The sequence below is a fragment of the Streptomyces sp. NPDC107498 genome, assembly GCF_055582805.1.
In genome coordinates this window covers 1-17661 of record NZ_JBVJPE010000022.1, presented here as the reverse complement: position 1 = coordinate 17661, position 17661 = coordinate 1, and the positions used below count along the sequence as shown (strand labels likewise).

Here is a 17661-nt window from a genome sequence, read left to right as displayed (position 1 = left end):
ACGTACCATGTCGGCGTGACGCGGTCCACCCCGCGCCCTCCGTGACGCGGGTCCTCCCGCGCCCCGCCCCCGACCACCGTCCCATGCGGAGGCCACCCGTGCAGTCCCCCGAGTCCTCCGGCGGCGCCCGCCCGACCAGCAGGGACGTGGCCCGGGCCGCGGGCGTCTCCCAGGCCACGGTCTCCCTGGTCCTCGGCGAGAAGTGGCGCGGCCGGGTCTCCGAGCGCACCGCGGAGTCGGTCCGCCTCGCCGCCCGCGGGCTGGGCTACCGGCCCAACCTCGCCGCCCGCAACCTGCGCCTCGGCCGGACCCGCACCGCCATGCTCGTCGTCCCCGCCCTCACGAACGAGTTCTTCGCCCACGTCCACACGGGCGCGGCCCTCGCCGCGGCGCGACACGGCTTCGGCGTCGTCCTCTACCCCTCCCCCGACGGCGTCGGCCCCGCCCGCGACCCCTTCGCCTCGGCCCAGGCCGCCCTGGACGGCGTCATCGCCTCCTCCATGGCCGCCGACGCGCTCAAGGCCCTCCGGGGCACCGACCTGCCCCTCGTCATGCTCGACAGCGACCCGTCCGACCCGGGCGCCTCCGCGCACCTCAACCTCGACGTCGCCGACGGCATGCGGCGGGTCACCGGCCACCTGCTGGAGCTGGGCCACCGCCGCTTCCTGCACCTGGCGTCCGCGGTCCCCTCCTGGACCTTCGACGTCCGCGCCGCCGCCCTCGCCGAGGCCCTGCGCGGCGCGGAGCTGCGCACCGCGCGGTCACCGCTCGACGTCGCCGCCGCGCGGGAGGCCGCCCACCTCGCGTTCGGCGCCCCCGGCCCCCGGCCCACCGCGGTGATCTGCGACGACGACATCCTGGCGGTCGGCGTCCTCAAGGTCGCCCGCCGGCTGGGGCTGCGCGTCCCCGAGGACCTGTCGATCACCGGCTTCGACGACCTGGCCCTCGCCACCGCCGTGGATCCCGAGCTCACCACGGTCCGGCTCCCCGCCGAGGAGTTCGGCCGGCGGGGCATGGAGGCGCTCCTCGCCGTCCTCGCGGGCGAACCTGCCCCGTCGGTCACCTTGCCCGTGGCCCTGGTCCGGCGCGGCTCCACCGGCCCCGCGCCGGCCGTCTGAGCCCGGAAACGCCGGAGGGGCCCCGGTCCGCGCGGACCGGGGCCCCTCCGGGCAGGGCCGACTACTCCTCGGGCGCCTCGTCCGAGGGCTCGTCCGTCTTCGCCGCCGCCGCGTTGTCCGCCTCCATGAGGCGCGACAGCTGGCGGCCGACGATCCGCTTGAACTTGCGCTGCTGCGGACGCGTCCGGTCCAGCACCGCCACCTCCAGGCGCTCCGCGGGGATCTCCCGCTCGGTGCCGTTGGTGTCCCGCGACAGGGCCTGCACGGCCAGCTTCAGGGCCTCGGCCAGCGTCATGCCGTCCCGGTGCCGCTGGTCCAGGAAGGAGCTGATCTGCTCCGCGTTCCCGCCGACCGCGACCGAGCCGTGCTCGTCCACGATCGAGCCGTCGTGCGGCAGCCGGTAGATCTGGTCGCCCTCCGGCTCGGAGCCGACCTCGGCGACGACCAGCTCCACCTCGTACGGCTTCTCCCCCGCGCTGGAGAAGATCGTGCCCAGGGTCTGGGCGTAGACGTTGGCCAGGCCGCGCGCGGTGACGTCGTCCCGGTCGTAGGTGTAGCCCCGCAGGTCGGCGTAGCGCACGCCGCCGATGCGGAGGTTCTCGTACTCGTTGTACTTGCCGGCGGCCGCGAAGCCGATCCGGTCGTAGATCTCGCTGAACTTGTGCAGGGCACGGGACGGGTTCTCGCCGACGAAGACGATGCCGTCGGTGTACTGGAGGACGACCAGGCTGCGGCCGCGGGCGATGCCCTTGCGGGCGTACTCGGCCCGGTCGGCCATGGCCTGCTGGGGTGAGACATAGAACGGCGTGGACACCGGCTACCGTCCCTTTCTTCCGGTCTGAAGGGCTTCTGGGGCGAGGAACGGTCAGAGCAGGGCGGCGCGCGGCCCGTCGGGCTGCTCGAGACGCCGCTCGGTGACCGACCGGGCCAGCTCGGAGGACTCCGCCTCGCTGAGCCTGCGGAAACCCTCGTCGGTGATGACGGTGACGATCGGGAAGATCCGGCGGGCCATGTCGGGACCACCGGTCGCCGAGTCGTCGTCCGCCGCGTCGTACAGCGCCTGCACCACCAGCGTGGTGGCCTGCTCCTCGGTCAGGTCGGCGCGGTACAGCTTCTTCATCGAACCGCGCGCGAAGATCGAGCCGGAGCCGGTGGCGGCGAAGCCGTGCTCCTCGGAGCGGCCGCCGGTCACGTCGTACGAGAAGATCCGGCCCTTCTCCTTGCCCTCGTCCCAGCCCGCGAAGAGCGGCACGACGGCGAGCCCCTGCATGGCCATGCCCAGGTTCCCCCGGATCATGGTGGAGAGACGGTTCGCCTTGCCCTCCAGGGAGAGCGTCGCGCCCTCCACCTTCTCGAAGTGCTCCAGCTCCAGCTGGAACAGCTTGACCATCTCCACGGCGAGACCGGCGGTCCCGGCGATGCCGACGGCCGAGTACTCGTCGGCCGGGAACACCTTCTCGATGTCCCGCTGCGCGATCATGTTCCCCATGGTGGCCCGGCGGTCGCCGGCGAGCACGACGCCCCCCGGGAACGTCGCGGCCACGATGGTGGTGCCGTGCGGGGCCTCGACGATCCCCTCGGGCAGCTTCCGGTTCCCCGGGAGCAGCTCCGGCGAGTGATCGGCCAGGAAGTCCATGAACGAGGACGAGCCCGGCGTCAGGAAGGCCGCCGGCAGACGCCCGGTGCTTCGAGGGTTGGCTTCCACGCGATTCCTTCCGGTGGGACAGTCGGCCGGTCGTGGGAGGCACCGGCTGATCTTGGATGCTGTGCACGGACCTTACCCGTGCCACCGCTTGTCATCCGTCCCCGGACCCGCGGCTTTCACCGGGCTCCGGGGACGGAGGACGACAGGCGCGCGAGGCGGCTACTCGCCGCCCTTTTGCACGAAGGACCGCACGAAGTCCTCGGCGTTCTCCTCCAGGACGTCGTCGATCTCGTCCAGGACGGAGTCCACGTCGTCGCTCAGCTTCTCCTGACGTTCCTGGAGGTCGGAGCTCGCCTCGGTGGTGGTCTCCTCGACCTCCTCCGTGGATCGCGTCGCCTTCTGCTGTCCGCCGCCGGTGTCCTTGGTCGCCATATCCCTCACCCCGCTCGAATCGGCCCGCTCGGTTGAGTCCGTACAAGATCAGACCCTATAGGTCGGGTCTGACTTCGGCCCCGCAGTTTCCACAACGCCCGGGCACTGTTTCCATGATTCCCAGCGCCGGGGCATTTCAGGCCCGTGCCGGGCCCCCGGTTCAGCTGCCGGACAGGACGCGGACGAGTTCCTCCGCGGTCCGGCAGCGGTCCAGCAGTGATTTCACGTGGGCCTTGGTGCCGCGCAGCGGCTCCAGGGTCGGGACGCGCTGGAGGGAGTCCCGGCCGGGCAGGTCGAAGATCACCGAGTCCCAGGAGGCCGCGGCGACGTCGTCGGCGTACTGCTCCAGACAGCGGCCCCGGAAGTAGGCCCTGGTGTCCTCCGGGGGCGCCGTCTCGGCCCGCTCCACGTCCGTCTCGTCGAGCAGCCGCTTCATGCGCCCACGGGCCACCAGACGGTTGTAGAGGCCCTTGTCGGGGCGTACGTCCGCGTACTGGAGGTCCACCAGGTGCAGCCGGGCCGCGTCCCAGTCCAGGCCGTCGCGGCGCCGGTAGCCCTCCATGAGCTCCCGCTTGGCGACCCAGTCCAGCTCGCCGGCGAGGCTCATCGGGTCGGCCTCCAGGCGCCCCAGGACGTCCTCCCAGCGCGCGAGGACGTCCATGGTCTGCTCGTCGGCGTCGGAGCCGTAGCGCTCCTCCACGTACTTCCTGGCCAGCTCGAAGTACTCCATCTGGAGCTGGACCGCGGTCAGTGTCCGGCCGCTGCGGAGCGTGACCAGGTACTGGAGCGTCGGGTCGTGCGAGACCTGGTGCAGCGTGCGGACCGGCTGGTCGACGGCGAGGTCGACCGTGATGAAGCCGTCCTCGATCATCGAGAGGACGAGGGAGGTGGTGCCGAGCTTGAGGTAGGTGGAGATCTCCGAGAGGTTCGCGTCGCCGATGATCACGTGCAGGCGGCGGTACTTCTCGGCGTCGGCGTGCGGCTCGTCCCGGGTGTTGATGATGGGCCGCTTGAGGGTGGTCTCCAGGCCCACCTCGACCTCGAAGTAGTCGGCGCGCTGGCTGAGCTGGAAGCCGTTCTCCCGCCCGTCCTGGCCGATGCCGACCCGCCCCGCGCCGGTGACGACCTGGCGGGAGACGAAGAAGGGGGTGAGGTGGCGCACGATGTCCGAGAAGGGGGTCTCCCGCTTCATCAGGTAGTTCTCGTGCGTGCCGTAGGACGCGCCCTTGTTGTCGGTGTTGTTCTTGTAGAGGTGGATGGGCTGGGCGCCGGGGAGCTGGGCGGCGCGCTCGGCCGCCTCGGCCATGATCCGCTCGCCGGCCTTGTCCCAGAGGACGGCGTCGCGCGGGTTGGTGACCTCGGGCGCGCTGTACTCGGGGTGGGCGTGGTCCACGTAGAGACGGGCCCCGTTGGTGAGGATCACGTTGGCCAGGCCGATGTCCTCGTCGGTGAGCTGGCTGGAGTCGGCGACCTCGCGGGCGAGGTCGAAGCCGCGGGCGTCCCGCAGCGGGTTCTCCTCCTCGAAGTCCCAGCGGGCGCGGCGCGCCCGGTGCATCGCCGCCGCGTAGGCGTTGACGATCTGGGACGAGGTGAGCATGGCATTGGCGTTCGGGTGTCCCGGGACGGAGATCCCGTACTCCGTCTCGATGCCCATTACTCGCCGTACGGTCATGCGGCCCTCCTTGCCCGGCGGCGCTCACGGTGCGCGACTCGGCGGTACCGATGAGCCTAGAACGGCTCCGCGCTGGTGGGGAGATCGATTGCGGTATTTCCCTGCGGTGCCGGGGGAAAAACCAGATGGAATGCGTCGGCTGCGGATGCCCGGTTTCCGGACATCCGCAGCCGGTGGGCGTTTTACAGGTACTGGCCGGTATTGGCCACCGTGTCGATGGAGCGTCCGGTGTCCGCGCCCTGCTTTCCGGTGACGAGCGTGCGGATGAACACGATCCGCTCGCCCTTCTTTCCGGAGATCCGGGCCCAGTCGTCGGGGTTGGTGGTGTTGGGCAGGTCCTCGTTCTCCTTGAACTCGTCCACGCACGCCTGGAGGAGGTGGGAGACCCTGATGCCCTTCTGGTTGTGGTCGAGGAAGGCCTTGATGGCCATCTTCTTGGCCCGGTCGACGATGTTCTGGATCATCGCGCCGGAGTTGAAGTCCTTGAAGTACAGGACTTCCTTGTCGCCGTTGGCGTACGTGACTTCGAGGAAGCGGTTCTCCTCGGATTCCGCGTACATCTGCTCGACGACGGACTGGATCATTCCGTGGGCGGCGGCGGCCTTCGAACCGCTGTGCTCGGAGATGTCGTCCGAGTGGAGCGGCAGATTGGCCGTGAGGTACTTCGCGAAGATGTCCTTCGCGGCCTCCGCGTCCGGACGCTCGATCTTGATCTTGACGTCGAGCCGGCCGGGCCGCAGGATCGCGGGGTCGATCATGTCCTCGCGGTTGGAGGCGCCGATGACGATGACGTTCTCCAGGCCCTCCACGCCGTCGATCTCGGCGAGCAGCTGCGGGACGATGGTGTTCTCCACGTCCGAGCTGACACCGGAGCCGCGGGTGCGGAAGAGGGATTCCATCTCGTCGAAGAAGACGATGACGGGGGTGCCCTCGCTCGCCTTCTCCCGGGCACGCTGGAAGACGAGGCGGATGTGCCGCTCGGTCTCTCCGACGTACTTGTTGAGGAGCTCGGGGCCCTTGATGTTGAGGAAGTAGGACTTCCCCGCGGGCTGGCCGGTCACCTCGGCGACCTTCTTGGCCAGGGAGTTGGCCACGGCCTTCGCGATCAGCGTCTTGCCGCAGCCGGGCGGGCCGTAGAGCAGGATGCCCTTGGGCGGCCGCAGTTCGTGCTCCTTGAAGAGGTCCGGGTAGAGGTACGGGAGCTCGACCGCGTCGCGGATCAGCTCGATCTGGTTGCCCAGACCGCCGATCTTGTCGTAGTCGACGTCCGGGACCTCTTCCAGAACGAGCTCTTCGACCTCGCTCTTGGGGACCACCTCGTAGACGTAGCCGGACCTGGGGTCGAGCAGCAGGGCGTCGCCGGCGCGGATGGTGACGTCCAGCAGAGGCTCGGCGAGCCTCACCACCCGCTCCTCGTCGGTGTGCCCCACCACCAGGGCGCGCTCGCCGTCCTCGAGGATCTCCTTGAGGGTGACGATGTCCCCGGCCCGCTCGAACTCCATGGCCTCGACCACGTTGAGCGCTTCGTTGAGCATGACTTCCTGGCCGCGCCTGAGCTCTTCGAGCTCGACGCTCGGGCTGACGTTCACCCGGAGCTTGCGGCCCCCGGTGAAGATGTCGCACGTGCCGTCCTCATTGGCCTGCAGGAAGACACCGAAGCCGGCCGGCGGCTGCGCGAGCCGGTCGACCTCCTCCTTGAGGGCCACGATCTGGTCGCGGGCCTCACGGAGCGTGTTCGCCAGACGTTCGTTCTGCGCGGACACGCCGGCCAGGTTGCTCTGCAGCTCGACGATCCGCTCTTCGAGAATCCTCGTGTGGCGCGGAGAGTCGGCGAGCTTGCGGCGCAGGACGGCGATTTCCTGCTCGAGATAGGCAACCTGACCGGCGGGGTCTTCAGACCCCCGCCCCGGCCGGATGCCGCGGTTGATGTCGTCGTCGTGGGCTGCCACGGTCCTCACCTCCTCCAAGGGGAGCTGGACGCTTCCTGACCCTACCTGCGTGGGTGGCGATTGAAACCCCTAGATCAAAAAGACTCCGGGGTGTGTCCGATCTTCACCCTTGCGCTTCCCCTCTCGCCAGGGGAATACCCACCCTTCACCGTCTGAAAGCGGGCGGTTGTATCGTCGTCATTGGTCAACACCCGTCAGGGGTGGCCCGACTTATCGCGCGAAGCAGAAACGGCAGGAGATATGACCGTGCAGCACGAGGCCCCGGCGACGGGTGCCGAAGAGGCGCTGGAGGTCTGGATCGACCAGGACCTGTGCACCGGCGACGGGATCTGCGCGCAGTACGCTCCCGAGGTCTTCGAGCTCGACATCGACGGGCTCGCTTATGTGAAGAGCTCCGACGACGAGCTGCTCCAGGACGCGGGGGCCACCACGCCGGTGCCGCTGCCGCTGCTCCAGGACGTGGTGGACTCCGCGAAGGAGTGCCCGGGCGACTGCATCCACGTGCGCCGGGTCGCGGACAAGGTGGAGGTGTACGGCCCCGACGCCGAGTGACGGCTCAGACGCCGAGCGCGTCGGCCCGGTCCCCGCGGACGAAGGCCCCGCCCTGCCAGCGCCAGCTGACCTGCTCCTTCTCGTCGGGGCAGCAGCTGGGCACGTCGAGGGACGAGTAGCCGAGCAGGGTGGCGCGCACGGCTCCGTCGCGCACGGCGAGCTCGGTGACGTTCCGGCGCTGCTCGGGTGCGACGAGGGTGGCGACCACGCGCGCGGGGGCGCCGTTCCCCTTGCCGCGGGTGAGGACGTAGACGCCGCTCGGCGGGGTGCCGGAGCCGGCTTCGCAGTGCACGACCGCAACGGTCTCGGGGTTCCCGTCGCCGTCGAGGTCTCCGGAGACCCGCTTCGCGACCGTACGGGGGCCTCCCCCGCATTCCAGGGGGTAGGAGGCTCCGGCGGCGTCGGGGGCGGGCGCCGGGCGCGGGGCGGCGGCCGGGACGGTGCCGGCTCCGGCGGGGCCGGGCTGGAGCAGTCCGGCGAGGGCGACGACCGCGGCGGTCGCGGTGGCGGTGGCCAGCCAGTGGGCCGGCCGGGCCTGGGTGTGGGCGAGGTCCGCGAGGTCCGGGGCGGCGGAGTGCTGCACGCGAGACGTCTCCTGTGGGGTGGTGCGGCGGGGTTCCCGGCATCGTGCCACACGTCACACGGGGACGGAACAGGTGGGGTGGCCGTCGGTCGGCCGGCCCCCGGCGGCGGCGAACATGAGGACGCCGCCGTCGAGTTCTCCCGCGTGGGCGGGAACTCGACGGCGGCGCGGTCTGAATGTCGGAACGTCAGTCCTCCGTACCGGGATTCGGCCCGGTTCCGGGACTCAGCTCTTGTTGGGGCCCTCGTAGTCCTCGCCGTAGGCGCCCTTGGCGGGGCGGCGGCGGCGCATCGGGGGCTCGACCCCGTCCGCGAGGCGACGGGCGGTGACGAGGAAGCCGGTGTGGCCGATCATGCGGTGATCGGGGCGGACGGCGAGGCCCTCGACGTGCCAGTTGCGGATCATGGACTCCCAGGGCTGCGGCTCGGCGTAGCAGCCGAACTCGCGGATGGACTCCACGGTGCGGGCGAGCTGGGTGGTGGTCGCCACGTAGCAGCAGAGGATGCCACCGGGGACGAGGGCCTTGGAGACGGCCTCCAGGCACTCCCAGGGGGCGAGCATGTCCAGGATCACGCGGTCGACGTCGGTGTCGGACAGGTTGTCCTGGAGGTCGCCGACGGTCAGCTGCCACGCCGGGTGCGGGCCGCCGAAGTAGCGCTCGACGTTGCCCTTGGCGATCTCGGCGAAGTCCTCGCGGCGCTCGTAGGAGTGCAGCATGCCGCTGTCCCCGATGGCGCGCAGGAGGAAGCTGCTCAGCGATCCCGAGCCCACTCCGGCTTCCACGACGCGGGCGCCGGGGAAGATGTCGGCGAAGGCCAGGATCTGCCCCGCGTCCTTGGGGTAGACCACGGCTGCGCCGCGGGGCATGGACAGGACGTAGTCGGGGAGCAGGGGGCGCAGCGCGAGGTAGGCGACGTTTCCGGTGGTACGGACAACGCTTCCCTCGGGGGCGCCGATCAGTTCGTCGTGCGGGAAAGAACCCTTGTGGGTGTGGAAGTTCTTTCCCTCTTCGAGCGTGAACGTGTAGTGACGGCCCTTGGGGTCGGTCAGCTGAACCTGGTCCCCGACCTTGAAGGGCCCGCGTCGGCGGGCGGCACCGGTCGGTTCGGACATGTGAGCACCCTATCAAGGGGTTCCTCGCCTCCGGTCCGCTCGAGCCGGCTCCGGGGTCACGCGGACGGTCGCGCCATGGCCTGGACGAAGGCCCGCTCGACGTCGGTGGTGGCGAGGACGCCGTAGATCTCGCCGGTGTCCTCCACCACGAGGTACTCGGTGGCGGGGCTGGCGCGGAGGTGGTCGAGGAGGGGCTGGCCGGTGAGCTCGGCGGGGACCCGCATGCCGTCGGTGAGGTCCTGGGCGAGGGTGCTGACGGCGACCCAGGGGCGGCGGTGCTGGGGCACGGCGGCGATGGCGGTCTCGCGGACGATGCCGGTGGGTTCGCCGGTCCCGTCGACGACGACGAGGGCGCGGGCGCCGGCCTCGTTGGCGCGGCGGAGGGCCTCGGAGAGGGGTGTGGCGGGTTCGACGGGGATGGCGCGGCGGGTGAGGGCGCGGGCGCGGAGCTCGGGGAGGTGCTCGCGGAGGCGGGCCATGCGGAGGCTGTTGCCGGCACCGGTCCAGATGATCGCGGCGAGGATCGCGGCGAGGAGGGCGTCGGTGACGGTCTCGAAGCCGCTGATGTCGTCGGTGGAGTTGCCGAGGAGGCCGGTGCGGGTGAGCAGGGGCAGGCCGACGAGGACGAGGACGGCGAGGGCCCGGCCGACCCAGGCGGCGGCGACGGTGCCGCTCATGGGCTTGCCGGTGATCTTCCAGACGACGGCGCGGAGCATGCGGCCGCCGTCGAGGGGGAGGCCGGGGAGCAGGTTGAAGGCGGCGACGATCAGGTTGGAGATCATCAGGCCGCCGAGGAGGACGCCGGGGACGGTGCCGGGCTCGACGGCGTACAGCGAGAGGTAGAACAGGCCGGCGAGGACGAGGGAGAGCAGGGGGCCGACGAAGGCGAGGACGAATTCGCGGCCGGGGGTCTCGGTCTCCTTCTCGATCTCGGAGACGCCGCCGAAGAACTGGAGCTGGATGCGGCGCACCGGGAGCTTGAAGCGGAGCGCGGCGAGGGTGTGGGCGAGCTCGTGGACGAGCACGGAGGCGTAGAAGGCGACGGCGAAGAAGAGGGAGACGAGGTAACGGGCGGCGCCGAGCTCGGGCAGGACCCGGTCGATCTGGTCGCCGAAGACCCAGGTGATGAGGGCGGCGACGACGAACCAGCTGGGGGCGACGTAGACGGGCACGCCGAAGGGCCGTCCCATGAGGATCCCGCCGCCGGGCTCCTCGGTCCGCTGCGGCTTGGGCTCGTCCTGGTTCACGGGTTCCTTTCGTCGCGTGGTGTGACCCGCGTCGGTGCGTCACGGTTCGATCATGCAGTGCGACGGGGTCCCAGGTCGATGGTATTCGGCGCGCTGTCGGCGGCGGGTCGTAGGGTCGTGTCATGAGTACGAGCGAGCAGGTGCCCGCGGAGCCACGGGCGCCCATGTCGTTGTCGCCCTCGCGGGCGAGCGATTTCATGCAGTGTCCCCTGCTGTACCGGTTCCGGGTGATCGACCGGCTGCCGGAGAAGCCGAGCCCGGCGGCGACGCGGGGCACGCTGGTGCACGCGGTGCTGGAGCGGCTCTTCGACGATCCGGCGGCGGAGCGGACGGCGTCGCGGGCGAAGTCGATGGTGCCGGGGCAGTGGGAGCGGCTCCTCGAGTCGAGGCCGGAGCTGGCCGAGCTGTTCGCGGAGGATCCGGACGGGGAGCGGCTCGCGGGTTGGCTGGAGGAGGCGGAGGGGCTGGTCGAGCGGTGGTTCACGCTGGAGGACCCGACGCGTCTGGAGCCGGCCGAGCGCGAGCTGTTCGTGGAGACGGAGCTGGATTCGGGGCTGCGGCTGCGCGGGGTGATCGACCGGGTCGACGTGGCACCCTCGGGCGAGGTGCGGATCGTCGACTACAAGACGGGGAAGGCGCCGCGGCCCGAGTACCGGGACGGCGCGCTGTTCCAGATGACCTTCTACGCGCTGGTGGTGTGGCGGCTGAAGAAGGTGATCCCGCGGCGGCTGCAGCTGGTGTACCTGGGCAGCGGGGAGGTGCTGACGTACGACCCGGTGGAGGCGGATCTGCTGCGGGTGGAGCGGAAGCTGCTGGCGCTGTGGGACGCGATCCGGCTGGCCACGGAGTCGGGCGACTGGCGGCCGCGGCCGACGAAGCTGTGCGGCTGGTGCGATCACCAGGCGGTCTGCCCCGAGTTCGGGGGGACTCCCCCGGCCTATCCCCTGAAGATCGTTTCCGCGCGCCCGCCGGAGTCCGGTGAATCGGGGCAAGGCAGAATGGACCCGGCCCAGCCGTCTTCCTGAGCACAGCCCCGTGAAGGAGCCCTTGTGACGATCCGCGTCCTGTTGGTCGACGATCAGCCGCTGCTGCGGACCGGCTTCCGGATGATCCTGGAGGCGGAGCAGGACATCGCGGTGGTGGGTGAGGCCGGGGACGGTCTGCAGGCGCAGGAGCAGGTGCGCGCGCTGCAGCCGGACGTGGTCCTGATGGACATCCGGATGCCGCGGATGGACGGGGTGGAGGCGACCCGGCAGATCACGGGTCCGGGGCGGGACGGTCCGGCGAAGGTGCTGGTCCTGACGACCTTCGATCTGGACGAGTACGTGGTGGAGGCGCTGCGGGCGGGGGCGAGCGGCTTCCTCCTGAAGGACGCTCCGGCGAACGAGCTGGTGCAGGCGATCCGCGTGGTGGCGGCGGGCGAGGCGATGCTGGCGCCGTCGATCACGCGCCGGCTGCTCGACAAGTACTCGGCGCACCTGCCGACGGGCGAGGAGCAGGTGCCGGACACGCTGAACACCTTGACCGACCGCGAGGTGGAGGTGCTGAAGCTGGTGGCGCGGGGCCTGTCGAACGCGGAGATCGCGGCGGACCTGTTCGTCAGCGAGACGACGGTGAAGACGCACGTGGGCCATGTGCTGACGAAGCTGGGGCTGCGGGACCGGGTCCAGGCCGCGGTGTACGCGTACGAGAGCGGTCTGGTGCGGCCGGGGGCCGGCGGCCGGTAGGCGCGGGAACGACGGGGGCCCGGTGCGCGTGGTGCGTACCGGGCCCCCGTGCGTGGAGGGGCGTCAGCCCTTGCGGATCTCCCAGAAGCGGAAGACGGTCGAGGTGTCGAGGGTCCATTCGAGGCCGGTGACGTCCTCGCGGGCGACGGCGTACTGCTTGCCCTGCCAGAGCGGCAGGATGGGGAGTTCCTCGGCGACGAGGTCCTGGAGGCGTCCGTACTCGTCGGCGGTGGCGGCGCGGTCGGCGATGGCGGCGGTCTCCGGGAGGAGGGTGCCGGTGATGGTGCTGTTCTCGTAGTGGTTGCCGAGCACGTTGCCCTCGCCGAAGAAGGGGCTGGTGAAGTTGTCGGCGTCGGGGTAGTCGGGGACCCAGCCCTTGACGTAGACGCCGTACTTGCCGGCGGCGATGTCCTTCTCGTACTGGTCGAAGGCGACGGACTTCACGTCGGCGTCGAAGAGGCCGCTCTCGTTGAGCTGTTCGGCGATGGCCTTGAGCTCCTGGTCGGTGGCCGGGCCGTAGCGGCTGGGCGTGGACCAGAGGGTGAGCTTTACCTTGCCGGTGATGCCGGCGGAGCGGAGGGCCTTCTTCGCCTTGGCCTTGTCGGGGGTGCCGTAGGTGTCGAAGAAGGCGGTGTTGTGTCCGGCGATGCCGGCCGGGACGATCGAGTAGAGCGGGGTGGCCGTCGACTGGTAGACGTGCTCGACGAGGGCTTCGCGGTCGACGAGGTGGGCGATCGCCTTGCGGACGGCGAGCTTGCCGACGACCGGGTCCTTCGTGTTGAAGACGAGGTGCTGGACCTCGGCGCTGCTGCCGGTGATGACCTCGATGCCCTTGTCGGCCGTGGTGGCGGAGTTCTCCAGGGCGGCGACGTCGTCGGCGGAGAGCCCTCGGTAGGCGACGTCTATGTCGCCGTCGGTGAAGGCCTTGGCCAGGGCCGTGCGGTCGCCGCGGTAGAGCTTGAGGGTGATCGCGCCGTTCTTGGGCCTGGCGTTGCCCTTGTAGCCGGGGTTGGCGGAGAAGACGGCCTCGGTGTCGCTGAAGGAGTCCAGCTTGTACGGGCCGGAACCGGTGGCCTTGCCGTCGGTGCGGAGCGCGTCGGCGGGGTAGTCGCGGTGGTCGACGATGGAGCCGGCGCCGGAGGCGATCTTGCTGGGGAAGGTGGCGTCCGGGACCTTGAGGCGGAAGACGACGGTCCGCTCGTCGGGGGTCTCGATGGTGTCGATGGTGGCGAGCAGCGGCGCCGGGCCGGACGGGTCGGCGATCTCGAGGGCCCGCTCGAAGGAGAACTTGACGTCCTCCGAGGTGAGCTTGTTGCCGTTGGAGAAGGTGAGGCCGTCGCGCAGGGTGCAGGTGTAGACCTTGCTGCCCCCGGAGAACTCGCACTTGTCGGCGGCCTCGGGCTCCGGCTCGGAGCCGCCCTTCGGGAAGGCCAGGAGGGACTGGAAGACGTTGTTGAACAGCAGCCAGGAGCCGGGGTCGTAGCCGGCGGCGGGGTCGGTGGCGAGGATCTCGTCGGACATGCCGACGCGTATGCCGCCTCCGGAACCGCCGGAGCCGCTCCCCTGCTCGGTGCCGCAGCCGCCGAGGAGGGCGGCGGACAGGCCGGCGGCGAGGGGGGCCGTCAGCCACTTGTTTCGTGCCTTCACAGAACTTGCCTCTTGATCTCTTGTCAGGCCGGCCGCGCAGGGGCGCGCGGCCGGGACAACGAAGGGGTCAGGCGGTGCCGCGGCCCAGTTCCCACAGCAGCAGGTCGGAGGAGGTGTTGAGGGCGTACTCGACTCCGTTGAGGTCGTCGCGGGCGGCGACGTACTGCTTGCCCTGCCACAGGGGCAGGACGGGGACGTCCTTGGCGACGATCTTCTGGATCTGCGCGTAGACGGGGCTCGCGGCGTTGCGGTCGGCCTGGCGGCGCGAGCGCGGGATGAGCTTCTCGCGGACGGTCTTGTTCACGTAGGGGGTGTTGAGGAAGTTGTCGCTGTCGAGGAACGGCGCGACGTAGTTGTCCGGGTCCGGGTAGTCCGGGAACCAGCCGAGGCCGTAGACGGCGTAGTCGCCGCGCTTCTGGGCCGTGCGGAAGGTGGACCACTCGGCGCCCTGGACCTTGGCGTCGAAGAGGTCGCTGGCGACGAGCTGGTTCTTGAGTGCCTCGAACTCCTTGGCGGTCTCGGCGCCGTAGTGGTCGGTGGTGTAGTTGAGGGTCACCTTGACCGGGGTCTTGACGCCCGCGTCCTTGAGGATCTTGGCGGCGCGGGCGGCGTCGGGCTCGCCGTACTCGTCGAAGAAGGGGGTGGCGTGGCCGGTGATGCTGGAGGGGATCAGCGAGTAGAGCGGCTCGGCGGTGGGGCCGTAGACGAGGTTGACGAGGGCGCCCCGGTCGACGACGGCGGCCATGGCCTGGCGGACGGCCTTCTGCTCGACGGAGGGGGCCTCGGTGTTGAAGCCGAGGTAGCGGATCTCGAGGCCGGGGACCTCGGTCACGCGGATGCCGTCCTTGGGCGTCTCGGTGAGGTCCTTGATCTGCTTCTGCGACAGGGAGCGGGCCATCATGTCGATGTCGTCGCGCTCCAGGGCCGCGCCCATGGCGCCGGCGTCGGCGTAGGGGCGCAGTTCGACCTTGTCGTTGCGCAGGGTGATGTCGCCCTTGTAGGCGGGGTTCTTGGAGAAGACGAAGCGGGTGGCCTTGTCGCCCTCGCGCTCGACCTTCAGGGTGTACGGGCCCGAGCCGTCGACGTCGAAGCCGTCACGGAGCTTGTCGGCGGCGTACTTGTCCTTGCTGAGGATGCCGGCGACGGGCGTGGAGAGCTTGTACGGGAAGGTGGCGTCGGGGGTCTTGAGGTGGAAGACGATCCCGTCGGTGCCCTGGGTCTCGACGGTGTCGATGTTCGCGAGGAGGGCGGCCGTGCCGTTGTCCGACTTGATCTTCAGGACGCGCTCGATGGAGTACTTGACGTCCTCGGCCGTGATGGGGGTGCCGTCGGCGAAGGTGAGGCCGGAGCGGAGCGTGCAGCGGTAGCTCTCGCTGGCCTTGTCGGAGAAGCCGCAGCTCTGGGCGGCCTCGGGGACGGGCTCGCCGCCGCCGCGGGGCACGTGCAGCAGGGTCTGGACGGTCTGGCGGAGGATGTTCCAGGCGCCGGTGTCGTAGGCGTAGGCCGGGTCGAGCGGAGCGGGGGCGTCCTCGGTGGCGATGAACTGGTCCGTGGTGCCTACGGCGATCGCTCTGTCCTCCTCCGCTCCGCCGCAGGCGGCGAGCAGGGGGACGAGCAGTCCGGCCACGGCCGGCAGCACCAGGGTCTTGCGGTTCATCAGGGACGATCTCCTCATCCGGCACTGGGTACAGCGGTCAGTGGAACTCCGCCGCCGGCCGCCCGGTCGGGGCGGGAGCGATCGGGCCGGGTGTTTCGATCGGTCCTGTGTTCACGGCGACTTGGGTGTGCGCCGGTGCACGCGGTTATGCGGCGAAGTACTCGCGAAAGATTAGTGGGCGGCGCCGGTATCACTTGACCGGGGCCGTACAGGGGCGTAATCGCAGAGTGATCATGGATGCGTCGGTCTCGATAACCATGCGCCGGACGTTGGGGACGACGGTTACCCAATCAGGACACAGGGGGCACCCAAACATCCGGTTTTGAGACGGGGGACGAGAACGGGCCACCCGCCGTCCGGCACTCTGAGTGACCAAGGTCACGTAGGTGCTTTTCGGCGAATGGCCCGCCCGCTTTCACCGGATCACTTCCCGGATCGCTTCCTCAAGGAAAGCTCACATTCGCGTGATCAAGGTCCGCAGGAATGGCACGTCGACCTCTTCCAGCGAGCGCACGACGACCCGGCCCGGGGAGGCCGCGATCGGGGCGACGGAGGGCACCGCGACGACCCGGCAGCCCGCCGCCTCGGCGGCCGCCACACCGGTCGCGGTGTCCTCGATGACGGCGCAGAGCGCGGGGTCGGCCCCGACGCCCTGGGCGGCCGTCAGGTACGGCTCGGGGTGCGGCTTGGTGCGGACGACCTCGTCGCCGGCGACGGACAGCGCGAAACGGTCGCGGCCGAGCGAGGCGAGGACCCGGTCGATGATCCGCCGGTGCGAGGCGGAGACCAGGGCGGTCGGGATGGAGTGCCGCGCCAGCTCGGCGAGCAGCCGGTCCGCCCCCGGCATGAGGGGGACGCCCCGCTCGATGCGCTGCTCGAACTTCTCGTTGAGCAGGACGGTCAGCTCTTCGAGGGTGACGTCGGCGCCGGTGGACTCGATGAGGTAGCCCGCGCTGCGGGTCATCGGGCCGCCGACCACGACCTCCCGCCAGGCCTCGTCCAGCCGGTGCCCCAGGTCGGCGAAGACCTCGACCTCGGCGTCCCACCAGAACCCCTCCGTGTCGACGAGGGTCCCGTCCATGTCGAGGAAGACCGCCTGCAGGGCGGAGCTGCCGTTCGTACGGAACGGGGACGCGGGGACCGTACTGGTCATCCGGCACACCTCCATGAGGGACGAGAAGGCCGGCCCCCTCCCCGGTACGGGGAGGAGGACCGGCCTGCACTGGACGGACAAGTGTACGTCGCGATCACCGCGAAAGCGCGGATTTGTTCCGCGCCGTCACGGCGGGGTCACCGCGCGTTGAAGTACTTCGCCTCCGGGTGGTGGATGACGATGGCGTCGGTGGACTGCTCGGGGTGGAGCTGGAACTCCTCGGAGAGGTGGACGCCGATCCGCTCCGGGCGCAGCAGTTCCGCGATCTTCGCGCGGTCCTCCAGGTCGGGGCAGGCGCCGTAGCCCAGCGAGAAGCGCGCGCCGCGGTACTTGAGGTCGAACATGTCCTCGACGTTCGCGGGGTCCTCCCCGCCGAAGCCGAGCTCGGCGCGCACCCGGGCGTGCCAGTACTCGGCGAGGGCCTCGGCGAGCTGGACGGAGAGGCCGTGCAGCTCCAGGTAGTCGCGGTAGGAGTCGGACTCGAAGAGCTTGGCCGTGGCCTCGCCGATCTTCGAGCCGACGGTGACGACCTGGAGGCCGACGACGTCGGTCTCGCCGGACTCCTCCGGGCGGAAGAAGTCCGCGAGGCAGAGGCGGCGGCCCCGGCGCTGGCGCGGGAAGGAGAACCGGGTCCGCTCGTTGCCCGCCTCGTCCAGGACGATCAGGTCGTCGCCCTTGGAGACGCAGGGGAAGTAGCCGTGGACGACGGCCGCCTCGAGGAGGTTCTCGGTGTGGAGGCGCTCCAGCCAGCCGCGCAGCCGGGGCCGGCCCTCGGTCTCGACGAGCTCCTCGTACGCCGGTCCGTCGCCGGCCCTGTTCTGCTTGAGGCCCCACTGCCCCTTGAAGAGGGCGCCCTCGTCGAGCCAGGAGGCGTAGTCCTTCAGCGGGATGCCCTTGACGACGCGGGTGCCCCAGAAGGGCGGGGTCGGCACCGGGTTGTCGGTGGCCACGTCGGAACGGCCGCCGGGCTCCGGCTCGTCGACCTGGAGGGCGGCGGCGCCGGCGCCCTTGGCCACCCGGCGCTGCTTCAGCTCGGGGAGCACGGCGCCGGGGACACCGCGCTTGACGCCGATGAGGGCGTCCATGAGGCGCAGGCCCTCGAAGGCGTCGCGGGCGTAGCGGACCTCGCCCTGGTAGATCTCGTGGAGGTCCTGTTCGACGTACGC

At 70.5% G+C, this 17661-nt stretch carries 16 protein-coding genes; 4 read left to right on the top strand and 12 right to left on the bottom strand.

Annotated elements, in window-relative coordinates; all coding sequences use genetic code 11:
• Positions 1–98 precede the first annotated feature (98 nt).
• Positions 99–1118, top strand: a complete 1020-nt coding sequence (locus tag ACZ66Z_RS29900) for a LacI family DNA-binding transcriptional regulator (protein ID WP_469938491.1) — start codon at positions 99–101, stop codon at positions 1116–1118.
• Between the two features lie 61 nt (positions 1119–1179).
• On the opposite strand, the gene prcA is transcribed toward ACZ66Z_RS29900, so the two are convergent.
• From prcA to arc, 5 genes are all read right to left on the bottom strand, one after another.
• The gene (gene prcA / locus ACZ66Z_RS29895) at positions 1180–1932 is read right to left on the bottom strand and encodes a proteasome subunit alpha (protein WP_469938490.1); all 753 of its coding nucleotides are present in this window, start codon (positions 1930–1932) and stop codon (positions 1180–1182) included.
• 51 nt (positions 1933–1983) lie between these two features.
• On the bottom strand, positions 1984–2823 hold the full coding sequence (prcB, locus tag ACZ66Z_RS29890; protein ID WP_352020559.1) for a proteasome subunit beta: 840 nt from the start codon (positions 2821–2823) through the stop codon (positions 1984–1986).
• A gap of 159 nt (positions 2824–2982) precedes the next feature.
• On the bottom strand, positions 2983–3195 hold the full coding sequence (locus ACZ66Z_RS29885) for a ubiquitin-like protein Pup (protein ID WP_030315996.1): 213 nt from the start codon (positions 3193–3195) through the stop codon (positions 2983–2985).
• Positions 3196–3355: 160 nt separating this feature from the next.
• Complete coding sequence (dop, locus tag ACZ66Z_RS29880; protein ID WP_469938489.1) at positions 3356–4867, bottom strand: depupylase/deamidase Dop; 1512 nt, start codon at positions 4865–4867, stop codon at positions 3356–3358.
• A 182-nt stretch (positions 4868–5049) separates the two neighbouring features.
• A complete protein-coding gene (gene arc / locus ACZ66Z_RS29875; protein ID WP_469938488.1) occupies positions 5050–6816 on the bottom strand; it encodes a proteasome ATPase in 1767 nt (588 codons plus the stop codon).
• 240 nt (positions 6817–7056) lie between these two features.
• Between arc and ACZ66Z_RS29870 the strand changes: the two genes are divergently transcribed.
• Positions 7057–7368, top strand: a complete 312-nt coding sequence (locus tag ACZ66Z_RS29870; protein WP_469938487.1) for a ferredoxin — start codon at positions 7057–7059, stop codon at positions 7366–7368.
• Between the two features lie 4 nt (positions 7369–7372).
• Here ACZ66Z_RS29870 and ACZ66Z_RS29865 read toward each other — a convergent pair whose 3' ends face one another.
• From ACZ66Z_RS29865 to ACZ66Z_RS29855, 3 genes are all read right to left on the bottom strand, one after another.
• Positions 7373–7951, bottom strand: coding sequence for a hypothetical protein (locus ACZ66Z_RS29865; RefSeq protein WP_469938485.1), 579 nt, complete (start codon positions 7949–7951; stop codon positions 7373–7375).
• 225 nt (positions 7952–8176) lie between these two features.
• The gene (locus tag ACZ66Z_RS29860) at positions 8177–9064 is read right to left on the bottom strand and encodes a tRNA (adenine-N1)-methyltransferase (RefSeq protein WP_351193250.1); all 888 of its coding nucleotides are present in this window, start codon (positions 9062–9064) and stop codon (positions 8177–8179) included.
• 56 nt (positions 9065–9120) lie between these two features.
• Positions 9121–10254, bottom strand: a complete 1134-nt coding sequence (locus ACZ66Z_RS29855; RefSeq protein WP_469938586.1) for a site-2 protease family protein — start codon at positions 10252–10254, stop codon at positions 9121–9123.
• A gap of 179 nt (positions 10255–10433) precedes the next feature.
• Here ACZ66Z_RS29855 and ACZ66Z_RS29850 point away from each other — a divergent pair, with 179 nt between their 5' ends.
• Both ACZ66Z_RS29850 and ACZ66Z_RS29845 read left to right on the top strand, forming a co-directional pair.
• Positions 10434–11336, top strand: a complete 903-nt coding sequence (locus ACZ66Z_RS29850) for a RecB family exonuclease (RefSeq protein ID WP_469938484.1) — start codon at positions 10434–10436, stop codon at positions 11334–11336.
• A 24-nt stretch (positions 11337–11360) separates the two neighbouring features.
• A complete protein-coding gene (locus ACZ66Z_RS29845; protein ID WP_469938483.1) occupies positions 11361–12038 on the top strand; it encodes a response regulator in 678 nt (225 codons plus the stop codon).
• 63 nt (positions 12039–12101) lie between these two features.
• Here the strand turns inward: ACZ66Z_RS29845 and ACZ66Z_RS29840 are convergent, their stop codons facing one another.
• From ACZ66Z_RS29840 to ACZ66Z_RS29825, 4 genes are all read right to left on the bottom strand, one after another.
• Positions 12102–13685, bottom strand: a complete 1584-nt coding sequence (locus tag ACZ66Z_RS29840) for an ABC transporter substrate-binding protein (protein ID WP_469938482.1) — start codon at positions 13683–13685, stop codon at positions 12102–12104.
• 67 nt (positions 13686–13752) lie between these two features.
• Positions 13753–15342 carry an ABC transporter substrate-binding protein gene (locus ACZ66Z_RS29835; RefSeq protein WP_469938481.1) on the bottom strand — a complete coding sequence of 530 codons (1590 nt, stop codon included), beginning with the start codon at positions 15340–15342 and terminating at the stop codon, positions 13753–13755.
• A 454-nt stretch (positions 15343–15796) separates the two neighbouring features.
• Positions 15797–16495, bottom strand: a complete 699-nt coding sequence (locus ACZ66Z_RS29830) for an HAD family hydrolase (RefSeq protein WP_469938480.1) — start codon at positions 16493–16495, stop codon at positions 15797–15799.
• A 137-nt stretch (positions 16496–16632) separates the two neighbouring features.
• Positions 16633–17661 (bottom strand): vitamin B12 dependent-methionine synthase activation domain-containing protein (locus ACZ66Z_RS29825; protein WP_469938479.1); only part of this gene is annotated, 1029 nt, incomplete at its 5' end.

What these genes read in the sequence shown, in the direction of transcription:
- dop (WP_469938489.1), bottom strand. Translation starts at nt 4,867, where the DNA reads ATGACCGTACGGCGAGTAATGGGCATCGAGACGGAGTACGGGATCTCC.
- ACZ66Z_RS29835 (WP_469938481.1), bottom strand. Translation starts at nt 15,342, where the DNA reads ATGAACCGCAAGACCCTGGTGCTGCCGGCCGTGGCCGGACTGCTCGTC.
- ACZ66Z_RS29860 (WP_351193250.1), bottom strand. Translation starts at nt 9,064, where the DNA reads ATGTCCGAACCGACCGGTGCCGCCCGCCGACGCGGGCCCTTCAAGGTC.
- ACZ66Z_RS29830 (WP_469938480.1), bottom strand. Translation starts at nt 16,495, where the DNA reads ATGACCAGTACGGTCCCCGCGTCCCCGTTCCGTACGAACGGCAGCTCC.
- ACZ66Z_RS29850 (WP_469938484.1), top strand. Translation starts at nt 10,434, where the DNA reads ATGAGTACGAGCGAGCAGGTGCCCGCGGAGCCACGGGCGCCCATGTCG.
- ACZ66Z_RS29870 (WP_469938487.1), top strand. Translation starts at nt 7,057, where the DNA reads ATGACCGTGCAGCACGAGGCCCCGGCGACGGGTGCCGAAGAGGCGCTG.
- ACZ66Z_RS29855 (WP_469938586.1), bottom strand. Translation starts at nt 10,254, where the DNA reads ATGGGACGGCCCTTCGGCGTGCCCGTCTACGTCGCCCCCAGCTGGTTC.
- ACZ66Z_RS29885 (WP_030315996.1), bottom strand. Translation starts at nt 3,195, where the DNA reads ATGGCGACCAAGGACACCGGCGGCGGACAGCAGAAGGCGACGCGATCC.